General features: G+C 71.5%; 11 protein-coding genes and 1 pseudogene. 5 read left to right on the forward strand and 7 right to left on the reverse strand.

Going from position 1 to position 11945, the window contains the following annotated elements; all coding sequences use genetic code 11:
* The first annotated feature begins 66 nt into the window (after positions 1 to 66).
* The 4 genes from G3I60_RS33390 (at position 67) to G3I60_RS33405 (ending at position 4952) form a co-directional block, all read left to right on the forward strand.
* Entirely contained in the window at positions 67 to 2787 is a 2721-nt protein-coding gene (locus G3I60_RS33390) for an MMPL family transporter (protein ID WP_164294957.1), read from the forward strand.
* Positions 2788 to 2981: 194 nt separating this feature from the next.
* Positions 2982 to 3392, forward strand: a complete 411-nt coding sequence (locus G3I60_RS33395; protein ID WP_138352253.1) for a hypothetical protein — start codon at positions 2982 to 2984, stop codon at positions 3390 to 3392.
* Positions 3393 to 3511: 119 nt separating this feature from the next.
* A complete protein-coding gene (locus G3I60_RS33400; protein WP_232484743.1) occupies positions 3512 to 4027 on the forward strand; it encodes a thiol-disulfide oxidoreductase DCC family protein in 516 nt (171 codons plus the stop codon).
* A 10-nt stretch (positions 4028 to 4037) separates the two neighbouring features.
* Complete coding sequence (locus G3I60_RS33405) at positions 4038 to 4952, forward strand: TetR family transcriptional regulator (RefSeq protein WP_343241245.1); 915 nt, start codon at positions 4038 to 4040, stop codon at positions 4950 to 4952.
* On the opposite strand, the gene G3I60_RS33410 is transcribed toward G3I60_RS33405, so the two are convergent.
* Together G3I60_RS33410 and G3I60_RS33415 are read right to left on the reverse strand one after the other, a co-directional pair.
* Complete coding sequence (locus tag G3I60_RS33410; RefSeq protein WP_164294959.1) at positions 4938 to 6206, reverse strand: metallophosphoesterase; 1269 nt, start codon at positions 6204 to 6206, stop codon at positions 4938 to 4940. The genes G3I60_RS33405 and G3I60_RS33410 overlap by 15 nt on opposite strands.
* 146 nt (positions 6207 to 6352) lie before the next feature.
* Positions 6353 to 6586 (reverse strand): annotated as a pseudogene (locus G3I60_RS33415) (SCO4848 family membrane protein); the annotation flags it as partial.
* Between the two features lie 138 nt (positions 6587 to 6724).
* On the opposite strand from G3I60_RS33415, the gene G3I60_RS33420 reads away from it, so the two are divergent.
* A complete protein-coding gene (locus G3I60_RS33420; protein WP_343241246.1) occupies positions 6725 to 7999 on the forward strand; it encodes a D-alanyl-D-alanine carboxypeptidase in 1275 nt (424 codons plus the stop codon).
* 23 nt (positions 8000 to 8022) lie between these two features.
* On the opposite strand, the gene galE is transcribed toward G3I60_RS33420, so the two are convergent.
* From galE to G3I60_RS33445, 5 genes are all read right to left on the reverse strand, one after another.
* The gene (gene galE / locus G3I60_RS33425) at positions 8023 to 9024 is read right to left on the reverse strand and encodes a UDP-glucose 4-epimerase GalE (RefSeq protein ID WP_164294961.1); all 1002 of its coding nucleotides are present in this window, start codon (positions 9022 to 9024) and stop codon (positions 8023 to 8025) included.
* Positions 9025 to 9158: 134 nt separating this feature from the next.
* Complete coding sequence (locus tag G3I60_RS33430) at positions 9159 to 10085, reverse strand: YihY/virulence factor BrkB family protein (RefSeq protein WP_138352258.1); 927 nt, start codon at positions 10083 to 10085, stop codon at positions 9159 to 9161.
* Between the two features lie 34 nt (positions 10086 to 10119).
* Positions 10120 to 10560, reverse strand: coding sequence for a GtrA family protein (locus tag G3I60_RS33435; RefSeq protein WP_232484747.1), 441 nt, complete (start codon positions 10558 to 10560; stop codon positions 10120 to 10122).
* A 56-nt stretch (positions 10561 to 10616) separates the two neighbouring features.
* A complete protein-coding gene (locus tag G3I60_RS33440) occupies positions 10617 to 11519 on the reverse strand; it encodes a decaprenyl-phosphate phosphoribosyltransferase (RefSeq protein WP_239070585.1) in 903 nt (300 codons plus the stop codon).
* Between the two features lie 61 nt (positions 11520 to 11580).
* The coding region (locus tag G3I60_RS33445) for a phosphatase PAP2 family protein (RefSeq protein WP_164608100.1) at positions 11581 to 11945 on the reverse strand (365 nt) is incomplete at its 5' end.

An 11945-nucleotide genomic window follows, 5' to 3' on the forward strand; every position in this document is an offset into this window, starting at 1 on the left:
CTGAACAGACTGCGGGAGATCCAACTCCGGCGGTGGACGTCGGCAGCGAGTGAAGGAGCTGGGACCGTGGCCTCATTGGCACGATGGTGCTTTAGGCGCAAGTGGCTGGTGATCGGGTTGTGGGTGCTCGTCATGGCCGGCTTCGGCGGCGCGGGCGGCGCCGCCGGGAGCGCCTACGCCAACGTCTTCGAGCTGCCGGGTACCGAGTCCGCGCAGGTTCTGAAGCTGATGGACAAGGCCTTCCCCGCTCAGGCGGGCGAGACCGACAACATCGTCTGGCACGTGGACCAGGGCTCCGTGCGGGACGCCGCGGTCCAGCAGAAGATGACCGCCGCTCTCCAGAAGATCAAGAGCGACGTGGCCGACGTCGGCACGATCGCGAGTCCGTACGCGCCGGAGGGCGCCGCGAAGATCAGCAAGGACGGCAGGACCGCCTACGCGGCCGTCACCTTCACCAAGCTCGGCAACGAGCTGGACAAGGAGGAGGTGAAGCAGCTCGTCGACATCGTGCACGACGCGGGGGGCAGCGGCCTGGAGGTCGAGGCCGGCGGCCAGGCGATCCAGATGGCCGAACAGCCTCCGCAGGGGCTGAGCGAACTGGTCGGCGTCGCGGCCGCGGCCGTCGTCCTCTTCCTCGCGCTCGGTTCGGTCTTCGGCATGCTGATGCCGATCATCACCGCGCTGTTCGCCATCTTCACCGCCTCGTCCGCGATCCTGCTGCTCAGCCACGGCATGGCCGTCGCCGACTTCGCACCGGTCCTGGCCATGCTCGTGGGCCTGGGCGTCGGGATCGACTACGCGCTGTTCATCGTCACCCGGCACCGCAAGGGCATCCTGCGCGGGCTGACCCCGGAGGAGGCCGCCGTGACGGCGGTCAACACCTCGGGGCGCGCCGTGCTGTTCGCGGGCGGCACGGTCTGCATCGCGCTGCTCGGCATGTTCGCGATGGGTCTGAGTTTCCTCAACGGCGTCGCCATCGCCGCCTCGCTGACCGTCGTCCTGAGCGTCGCCGCGGCCATCACCCTGCTGCCCGCGATGCTCGGCGTCCTCGGCAACCGGGTGCTCTCCCGCCGCCAGCGGCGCAAGCTGGCCGCCAACGGCCCGGAGGCGAAGCTGGCCACCGGCGCCGCCGCCCGCTGGTCGTCGTTCGTGGAGCGGCACCCGCGGGTGCTCTCCGTGATCGCGATCGCGATGATGGTCGCCCTGGCCGTGCCGGTGCTCTCCCTGCGCCTCGGCTCCTCCGACCAGGGCAACAACAAGGACACGACGACGACCCGCAAGGCGTACGACCTCCTCGCCGGCGGGTTCGGCGCGGGCTTCAACGGTCCGCTGACGATCCTCGCCGAAGTGAAGTCGGACACCGACAAGGCCGCCGTACAGACCCTGGTCGGCAAGCTCAACGCGACCAAGGGCATCACCTTCGCCGCGGCGCTGCCGATGCAGCCGGGCGCCGACATCGCCGTCATCCAGGCGGTGCCCGACACGTCACCGCAGGACAAGGCGACCTCGGACCTGATCGACCATCTGCGCGACGACGTCGTACCGGCTGCCGAGAAGGGCAGCACGATGCAGGCGTACGTCGGCGGCCAGACGGCGATGTACAAGGACTTCGCCTCAGTGCTGATGGGCAAGCTGCCGGTCTTCGTCGCGGTGATCATCGCGCTGGGCTTCGTCCTGCTGCTGATCGCCTTCCGCAGCCTCGTCGTTCCCCTGACGGCCGCGGTGATGAACCTGGCCGCCGCCGCCGCGTCCTTCGGTGTCCTGGTCGCGGCCTACCAGTGGGGCTGGGGCGGTGATCTGCTGCTCGCCAGCCGCGAGGGGCCGATCGAGGCGTTCCTCCCGGTCATCATGCTGTCGCTGCTCTTCGGTCTCTCCATGGACTACCAGGTCTTCCTGGTCAGCCGGATGCACGAGGAGTGGGTGCACACCAAGGACAATGCGCGCGCGGTACGCGTCGGCCTGGCCGAGACCAGCCGGGTGATCAACTCGGCGGCCGTCATCATGATCTGCGTCTTCACCGCCTTCGTCCTCAACGGGGAACGCGTCATCGCGATGTTCGGCGTCGGCCTGGCGGGAGCGGTCGCGCTCGACGCGTTCATCCTGCGGACCGTGCTCGTCCCCTCGCTGATGCACCTGTTCGGCAACGCCAACTGGTGGCTGCCGGAGTGGCTCGACAAGCGGCTGCCGCACCTGGCGGTCGAAGGTGCGCCGGACGAGGCCCCCGACGCTCCGGGAGCGGGTGTCGTCGTCCCGCTGCAGAAGGCCGGCGGCCCGTCCGTGCGCGGCACCGTCCGCGGGTCCTCAGGACTGCCGATCCCGCGCTCGGAGCTCACCCTGATCGCCGCCGACGGCCGCCAGGTCGGCCGGATCACGGCGGAGGAGGACGGTACGTACAGCCTGCCGACGCCCGGCAGCGGTTCGTACGTCCTGGTCGCCAACGCCGAGGGGCACCACCCGCAGACGGCGAGCGTCATGACGTCCGACCGTCCGGTCGAGTGCGATCTGCGGCTCAGCGGCACCGGGACCCTCACCGGCACGGTGCGCACCGCGAACGGCGAACCCGTCGACGACGCGCGGGTCGTGCTCCAGGACGCGGACGGCAAGGAGGTCGGCGTCGTCCACACGGGCAAGGACGGCGGCTACGCCTTCGCCGACCTCTACCCGGGCCGCTATACCCTGCTGACGATGGGCTACCCGCCCTTCCCGGCCACGGTCACGGTGGGCAGTGGTGAGGACGGCGACGGGGACGACAACCTCGACCTGGAGCTGAGCCACTCGCGCGACTGACCGGCTCCTCTCCTCTCTCGTAGAACCTCTCCGCAGAACCTCTCCGCAGAACGCCGGGCGGGCCTGATTCCTCAGGCCCGCCCGGCGTTCCTCGTTGCGCCGGAACTCGTGGTTGAACACGTTCAAAAATAGGTCTACAGTCATGCCTGTCAGAAGTTTTGAACACGTTCAAGTCTCTCGCAAAGGGATGGACCATGGACCTCACGGTCGTCGCGTACGTCGTCTACCTGCTCATCAGCATCGGGCTGACCATCTGGGTCGCGCGCACCCTCAGCACCAACGGGCGGATCTTCCTCGCCGACGTGCTGCACGGCAACGAGAAGCTCGCCGACGCCGTCAACCACCTCCTGGTGGTCGGCTTCTACCTCGTCAACTTCGGGTTCGTCGCCCTCTACCTCAAGAGCGCCGACGCGGTCGAGGACGCCCGCGGGCTCTTCGAGGCACTGTCGGTCAAGCTCGGGGTCGTCCTGCTCGTCCTCGGCGTCCTGCACCTCGGCAACGTCTTCATCCTCAACAAGATGCGCCGCCGGGGCATCATGGAGAAGGAGCAGATGCCGCCGGTGCCGCCGCAGGGCTGGGCCACCCCCGCCACCCCGGCGCTCTGACCACCATGACCGCCGACGCCACCCACGGCGCCCGCACCACCCACGCCGCGGAAGCCGCCCCGCAAGGGGCGGCGGCCCCCGCACCGGTCCGCCGGGACGCCCGTGTCCCGGTCCGCCGGCTGACCGTCCTGTACGACGCCGACTGCAGGCTCTGCACCTTCGTACGGGGCTGGCTCGTACGGCAGCGGCAGCTCGTCCCGCTGGACCTCGTCCCGGCCTGCTCCCCCGAGGCGCGCGGCCGGTACCCGGACCTCGACCACGCCTCGACCCTGAGCCGGATCACCGTCATCGGTGACCAGGGGCAGCTCTACACCGGCGACGCCGCCTGGATCGTCATCCTGTGGGCGCTCTCCGAGTACCGGCCGATGGCGCACCGCTTCAGCACCCCGGTCGGGGCGCCGCTCGCCCGGGCCGCGGTCCTGGCGGCCGCCAAGTACCGGGCGGCGACCAGCCCGTACGCCGGTTGGGGCCCCGCCCAGAACGGCCCGGGCCCTGCCCAGAACGGCTGGGGACCGGCCAGGACCGCCTGGGCACCGCCCAGGACGGACTGGGGGCGGGCCCGGAACCCCAGCACCGGAAGGCCGGTCATGCCGGCCCACGAGGACTGCGGCGATGCGTGCCGGCACGGCGGTTAGGCTCACCCTCGTGGAAGACACTGACCGCCGCCCGTCCGACGACGCCGCCCCGGCCGCCGAACTGCCAGGCGGCCGGGCGCGACCGAAGACCGACAAGAGCGAGCTGACCCGGGCGCTCATCCTGGACACCGCGATGCGGATGTTCCAGGAGCGGGGCTACAACAAGACGACGATGCGGGCGATCGCGACCGAGGCCGGGGTGTCGGTCGGCAACGCCTACTACTACTTCGCGTCGAAGGAATACCTGATCCAGGGCTTCTACGACCGGATGACGCACGAGCACGCGGCCGACGCCCACGCCAAGATGGCCGGCGTCACCGACTTCTCCAAGCGCCTGGAGATCGCCCTCACCTCGTGGGTGGACTGCGCGGCGCCGTACCACGAGTTCGCGTCGCAGTTCTTCCGCACGGCGGCCGACCCGGACAGCCCGCTCAGCCCGTTCTCGAACGAGTCGCACCCGGCCCGCGCCACCGCCGTCGCCATCTTCGACGAGGTGCTGAACGGTTCGGACCTGGCCCCCAAGCTCGACGCCGAACTGGCCGAACTCCTCCCGGACCTGCTGTGGCTGCACCTCATGATCGTGGTGCTGTACTGGGTCTTCGACCGCACCGACGACACCGAACGCACCCGGAACTTCGTCAAGCGGTGCACCCCGCTGGTGGCGAAGGTCGTCAGCCTCTCGCGCTACCGGGTGTTCCGGCCGCTGGTCAGGGACGCCAAGGGGCTCATCCACGACTTCATCCTGCCGACGTTCATCTCGGCCCAGAAGTCGTCGGGAGGCGGCGGGGACGCGAAGACCTCCGGTACGGCCGGCACCGAAGCTCCCGCGGCCGGCACCGGACCCGCAGCCGCCGAACCCGTCGCGAAGGCACCCGTCAAGCGGGCGGCGAAGCGCGCCGCGAAGCGGGCGTCACGCGCGCAGTGACACCAGCTTCACGATGGTGATGTCCGACGGCGCCCCGACCCGTACCGGCGGGCCCCAGGCGCCCGCGCCGCGGGTCACGTACAACTGGGTGTCGCCGTACCGGTCGAGCCCCGCCACCGTGGGGTTCGCCAGCTCCGCGATGTAGTTGCCGGGCCAGAGCTGGCCGCCGTGCGTGTGTCCCGAGAGCTGCAGGTCCACGCCGTGCTTCACCGCTTCGTGGATCATCACCGGCTGGTGCGCCAGCAGGACGGCGGCCCGGGTGCGGTCCCGGTCACCGAGCGCCTTGCCGTAGTCCGGCGCGGCGTGGTGGTCCGCGCCGGAGATGTCGTTGACGCCCGCGAGGTCGAAGCCGGGCAGCTCCACCCGGGCGTTCTCCAGCGGGTGCACGCCCAGTTCCCGGACGAAGTCGACCCACGGTGCCGCGCCAGAGAAGTACTCGTGGTTGCCGGTGACGAAGAACGAGCCGTGCCGGGCCCGCAGCTGGGCGAGCGGCTCGGCGGCCGGCCCCAGGTCGGCCACGGTCCCGTCGACCAGGTCGCCGACGATCGCCACCAGGTCGGGGCGCGCGCCGTTGATCGTGTCGACGATCCGCTGGGTGTGCGCCCGCCCCAGGATCGGGCCGAGGTGGATGTCGCTGACCACCGCGATCCGGTAACCGTCCGCCCGTGCGGGCAGCTTCGCGAGCGGTACGGTCACGTTCTTCAGCCGGGGACCGCGCAGGACGCCGTACGTGCCGTAGCCGACGGTTCCGGCGGCCGCGGCACCGGCCGCGACGGCGACGGTGCGGGCGACGAACTGCCGCCGAGTGGCGGCGGCGGGCTCGTCGGTTACTGCCGGGACCGCCGGTGGAGCTGTGGCCGTCGCTTCCGGTGCTGGTGCCGTTGCCGTTGCCGGTACCGCCACCAGAACCGCTTCCTCCGGTGCTGTCCGGGCCGCCCGGCGGTCGAGTGCGCGCCGCAGCAGGGGCCGTACCGCCTCGCCCACCAGCAGCGCGAACGTCAGATAGATCAGCACCGCGAGCCACAGATAGCCCGGCCAGGCCAGCCACCGCTCGCCCGCCAGCGGCAGGGCGCGGCCGCCGATCAGCGCGCCCAGGCTGGTCAGCGGGAGGACGAAGGCGAGCACCGTCCCGATCCGCCGGTACCGGCCGCGGGGTGCCGACACATCGCGGACCAGGCGCCGCCACAGGTAACGGTGCAGGGCGGCGAAGAGCGCCAGGACGGCCAGCCCGCCCAGGACGAAGACGACGATCACTAAACGGCGGCCGTGTCGGAGGGGTGCCGCCCGGCATCGGACCCGGCATCGGACCCGGCGGCCGTACCGGCATCGGACCCGGCGGCCGTACCCACATGGGTCCCGGTGGCCGTACCGGCATCGGTCCCGGCCGTGGTCCCGGCGGCTTCGCGCTTCAGGATCCGCAGCGACCGCAGCCCGAGCGCGCCGATCGCCGTTCCCAGCAGGAACGAGGTGATCGCGAGCGTCAGATGCACCCAGAAGTACGCGGTCGGGGAGCCGTTGTCGAAGGCGAGCCCGCTGACGTCCTTCCACAGATTCTTGACGAAGGTGGTCCAGACGATCCAGGACCACACGCCGAAGGCGACCAGGAACCAGGAGACGGGGCGGTTGAGCTTCATACACCCAGTATGGAGACTCCCGCACGGCAACGGCCGAGGGGGTCCGGATGGTTCCACGTCAGGGGCGTGCGAATCCTCACCCGTCCGCAGGACAACCGAAGGGCGCGCGTTCCGCCACCAGGACTGTACGTTCGCCTGGTGTCCAAGCCTGCACCCGCCTTCCGCCGTTCCCTGCTGGTCCTGTGCGCCGCCGCGCTGGTGTCCGGCCCGCTCCTCGCGTCCCCTGCCCACGCGGACGGCAGAACGCAGGAGCCGGTGCCTCCTGCCACCATGTCGAAGGTCGGCGGCGACCGGCTCGGGGTGCCCGGCACCCAGGTGGAACCGGACGCCGGCAGTCCGCCGCTGCCGAAGCTCACCGCCCGTTCGTGGATCGTCGCGGACGCGAAGACCGGTGAGGTGCTCGCCGCGCACAACGCGCACTGGCAACTGGCTCCCGCCAGCACCCTGAAGATGCTGTTCGCCGACACCGTGCTGCCCAAATTCGAGAAGACCCAGGTGCACACGGTCGCCGACTCCGACCTGAGCGGCATGGGCGAGGGCAGCAGCCTCGTCGGCATCAAGGAGAAGCTCAGCTACACGGTCCACGACCTGTGGCTCGGGGTCTTCCTGCACTCGGGCAACGACGCCGTGCACGTCCTCGCCACCATGAACGGCGGCGTCGACAAGACCGTGCAGGAGATGAACGCCCAGGCCAAGGAGTTGCAGGCCGACGACACGCATGTCGTGTCGCCCGACGGCTACGACATGCCGGGGCAGGTCAGCAGCGCCTACGACCTCACGCTCTTCGCCCGGTCGGGGCTGAAGAACCCGGACTTCCGCGAGTACTGCGCGACGGCTGTCGCCAAGTTCCCCGGCGAGTACAAGGACCTCAAGACGGGCAAGCCGTCGAAGACGCGCTCGACCTTCGACATACAGAACACCGACCGCCTGCTGACCGGCCTGGGCGTCCGCCGCTACCCGGGCCTGCTCGGGGTGAAGAACGGATTCACCACCAACGCGGGCAACACCTTCACCGGCGCCGCCGAACGCGACGGGCGCACCCTGCTGGTCACCGTGATGCACCCGGCCGCGGGCAGCAACGAGGTCTACAAGGAGACGGCCGCCCTGCTGGACTGGGGCTTCAAGGCCGCCCCCACCGTGAAGCCGGTCGGCACCCTGGTCCCGACGCGGAGCGCCGCCAAGGCCAACGCCCCCGCCCCGGACCCGGACACGAAGGGCCCCGCGCAGGCCACGGTCGCCGGCACGTCCAGCTCGCACGGCGTGTGGACCTTCGCCGGCATCGCCGCCGGGGCGCTGGCCCTGATCGCCGCCGCCGTCCTCCTGGTACGCCGCCGCCGCGCCACCCCGGCCCTGACCCTCCCGGACGACTCCCGCCCCTCCCGCCGCAAGTCGCGCGACGGAACCACCGACTGACCCCGCCCCCCGGGATCGGGGGGTCAGGCCTGCGGGCGGAGGAACTCGTCGCGCAGGCCGGCCCATTGCAGGGAGTGGCGGATGCCGTCGGTGACGGAGTACTCGGGCTGCCAGTCGAGCAGCCGGCGCGCGCGGTCGCTGCGGGTGTGGGCACCGACGACGTCACCGGGGCGGCGCCCGGTCTCGACGACGGTGACCGGGGTGTCCACGACGGCGTTGAACGCGTCGGCGAGCTCCCGCACGGTCGTTCCGGTGCCGGTGCCGAGGTTGATAACCGTGGACCTGGTCGTGCCCGTGAGAAGGGTGTCGAACTTCCGCAGGGCGGCGACATGGGCGGCGGCGAGATCCCAGACGTGGATGTAGTCGCGGATGCCCGACCCGTCACGCGTGGGGTAGTCGGTCCCGGTGACCTCGAAGGGGACGCCCTCCTCCAGGGCCCCGATCATCTTGCCCAGCGCGTGGCTGGGGCGCCGCAGCTGGAGGCCGGTGCGCATCTTCGGATCGGCGCCGATGGGGTTGAAGTACCGCAGGGAGAGCGTCCGGATCGGCTGGGTGGCGGAGATGTCGGCGAACATCACCTCGCACACGGCCTTGGTCCGCGCGTACGGGCTCTGCGCGTCGATGGCGGAGTCCTCGTCGACGGTCAGATCTTCACCGGCCCGGTAGATCGAGGCGGAGGAGCTGAAGATCAGCCGCTCGCAGCCGTTGCGCAGCAGGTGCCCGACGAAGTCCAGGCTCTTGGTGACGTTCGCCCGGTAGTAGCCCACGGGGTCGCCGACGGAGTCCGGGACCACGATCAGCGCGGCGCAGTGGACGACGGCGTGGATGTCGGGGTGCTCGGCGAACACCCGGTCGATCAGCGGGCCGTCGGCGATGTCGCCCTCGTAGAACGCGCGGCCCGCGGCGAACTCCCGGCGGCCGGTCACGAGGTTGTCGACGATCACCGGAGTGATCCCGGCATCCTGGCACGCGGACGCGATCGTGCTGCCGATGTAGCCGGCTCCGCCGGCGATCAGGACCTTCATGCGCTTCCCCGTCCGTGGTGCTCGCCGCCCGGTCGCGGCCGGGCGCTGCCTGCCTGGGAGCGTATCCGGACCAGGTGGGACGGCCCCGGGCGGGACGGTCCGGGCCGGCGGGTTCTGGCCGGGCGGCTCCGGGTTCAGGCGGGGTGGACGGCTCCGGGGTGGTCTTCCGTGGGCTTCGGCTCGGTGGCGGGCTCCGGCGCCGTCGCGGGGTCGTCCTTGGGCGGGACGGCTGTCCAGGAGGCGCAGAAGAGGAGCAGTTTGGCCATGAAGTTGAACCAGAGGAGCAGCGCGACGGGGACGCCGAAGGCGCCGTACATGCTCTTGGCGGCGACGTTCTGCAGATAGCCGCTGAGGACCAGCTTGAGGATCTCGAAGCCGAAGGCGCCGATGAGACCCGCGACGACGACCCGGCGGCGCGGGGGTTCGACGCCGGGCAGCAGGGTGAGCAGGACGACGATGAGCACGAAGTCCGCGACGACGGCGATGCAGAAGCCCGCGGCGGTGAGGAGGAACCGGCCGGGGCTGCTGTGTTCGAGACCGAGCGCGTCGGCGGCCCACCCGACGGCGGCGGTCGCGAAGGCGGAGGAGGCCAGCGACACGATGGCGGCGGCGCCGAGGCCGAGCAGGATCCCGCCGTCCTTGAGCCGGCCGATGACCGGGTTCTCGTCCTCGTCGTCCTTCTCCCAGACCGCGCGCAGGCAGTCGCGGAGCGACGCGACCCAGCCGAGGCCGGTGAAGAGCAGCAGCGCGCCCGCGATGAGGCCGACGGTGGCGGCGTTCTCCACCAGGCCGTTGATGTTCAGCTGGTCGGAGATGCCCGGGACCTGCTCGGAGACCTGCTTCTGGAGGTCCTGGAGCTGCTGGTCGGAGAGCAGGGCCGCGCCGATCGCCGCGGCGACGGTGATCAGCGGGAAGAGGGAGAGGAAGCTGGTGAACGTGACGGCCGCGGCCAGCCGGCTCCAGTGCACCTCCTGGAGGTGCTCGAAGGAACGCCAGGCGTGGGTGCGCATCAGCCGGGCGATCCACGGGCCGATCCACCGCAGTTTCGTCAGCCACTCCATGTGATCCACTCCATGTCTGCGCGCCTACCCTCCGTCAGCGCGCGCATTCCCGGGACGGGGCCGGGGCCGCGGACGGTCCCGGCCGTCCGAAGACGAAGGTCCGCGTCCCCCAGAAACGCAGCGCGGTGGCCAGTGCCATGCCGATGCCGGCGCCCGAGATCACGTCCGCGCGCGGGGTGGTGAGCCCGAGGACGTAGTGCGACAGTGCCAGGCACAGGAGCTGTACCACCGCGCCCGCCACGTTGAACGCGAAGAAGATGCCGTACTGCCGGGCGCGGCTCACGGACGGCGGGCGGCCGCGGTAGGTGCCCAGCGCGTTGCCGGCGTAGGCGACCGTGCAACCGGCGAGGAAGGACAGCGCCTTGGCGGTGAGCGGGCCGAAGCCGCCGGGGCCGCGCAGCCAGATGAACAGCCCGAGGTCGACGGCGTAGGCGGCGGCGCCGGCCAGCGCGAATCCGAGGATCTCGGAGCGCAGGACGGAACCGGTGCCGCGCTCGGTGCCGTGCTCCGCTCCGCGCCGCGGCCCGTCCGTCACAGCTCGGCCACCGCGAGGGCGTAGAGCGCCGCCCAGCCCAGGGCGATGACGAGCATCGGGCGGTCGTGCAGCACCACGTCCTCCGGCGCGCCGGCCGCACCCGCGTCGGCAAAAACGGCGTAGCGGAGCACGGAGAGGATGAAGGGGATCATGGACAGTTGCCGCCAGGGCAGCGAGCCGGTGGCGACGGCGCCGGTCTCCATCGCCCACATGCCGTACGCGAGGACCGCGACGCCGGCCGCCAGTTGCCAGACGAACCGCAGATAGCCGGTGGTGTACGCGGTGAGCAGGGACCGTGAGGCGCCGGCCTCGCCCTCGGTGCCGGACATCAGGATCAGTTCGGAGTAGCGCTTGGCGGCGACCATGAAGAGCGCGCCGAACCCCGAGGTGATCAGGAACCAGCGGGACAGGTCGATGTCGAGGGCGAAACCGCCGGCCATGGCGCGCATGAGGAAGCCGGTGGTGACGACGACGAGGTCCACGACGAGGACGTGCTTGAGCCGCAGGCAGTACGCGAGCTGCATGACGAGGTACGCGGCGAGCAGCCCGGCGGTCGCCGCGTTGCACAGCACGTACGCGGCGACCGGCGCGAGGACGCCGAGCAGCGCGCCCGCCGCGTAGGCGACCGGCACCGGGAGCCGGCCGCTGGCGACGGGGCGGTGGCACTTGACGGGGTGCGCCCGGTCGGCGTCGGCGTCGCGTGCGTCGTTGACGAGGTAGACGGCGGACGCGCAGGCGGTGAAGAGCACGAAGACGATGCCGAGCTGGACCAGCCCGTGGTGGGAGAGCAGCCGCCCGGCGGCGACGGGGGCGGCGAGCACCAGGCCGTTCTTGACCCACTGCCGCGGCCGGGCCGTTCGGACCAGACCGCCCGGCAGGCCCGCGACGGTACGGAGCATCCCGGCGGCGGGGACGGCGCGCGGTGGCCTGGGTACGTCGTCGAGTACCGCCGAGGTGGGCTCAGCCATCGAGTCCTCCGCCCCGCAGCGACCAGGCCCGGCCCATCCGGGCGGTGGCGGCGCCCAGCATCGCGCCGGCGGCGACATCGCTCGGGTAGTGCACGCCCACGACCAGCCGTGCCGCGCACATCCCGGCGGCCAGCGGCGGGAACGGGCCGAACAGCCGGAACGGTCCCGGCAGCAGCGCCCCGAAGGCGACGGCCGCGGCGGCCGACGACGCCGCGTGGGAGCTGGGGAAGCTGTGCCGGCCCGCGGTGTTCACCAGGGGCCGCGCGCCGGGCAGTCGGGGACGGGGCCGGCGGACGACCCGCTTGACGCCCATGCTCGCGACGTGCGCGGCGCCGACCAGGGCGGTGGCGCGCAGCC

This window comes from Streptomyces sp. SID13666 (assembly GCF_010548325.1).
GTDB classification, from domain to species: Bacteria; Actinomycetota; Actinomycetes; order Streptomycetales; family Streptomycetaceae; genus Actinacidiphila; species Actinacidiphila fildesensis.

Excerpts from the sequence above, each read along its gene's own strand:
- G3I60_RS33395 (WP_138352253.1), top strand. The coding sequence starts at position 2,982 with ATGGACCTCACGGTCGTCGCGTACGTCGTCTACCTGCTCATCAGCATC.
- galE (WP_164294961.1), bottom strand. The coding sequence starts at position 9,024 with ATGAAGGTCCTGATCGCCGGCGGAGCCGGCTACATCGGCAGCACGATC.
- G3I60_RS33430 (WP_138352258.1), bottom strand. The coding sequence starts at position 10,085 with ATGGAGTGGCTGACGAAACTGCGGTGGATCGGCCCGTGGATCGCCCGG.
- G3I60_RS33440 (WP_239070585.1), bottom strand. The coding sequence starts at position 11,519 with ATGCTCCGTACCGTCGCGGGCCTGCCGGGCGGTCTGGTCCGAACGGCC.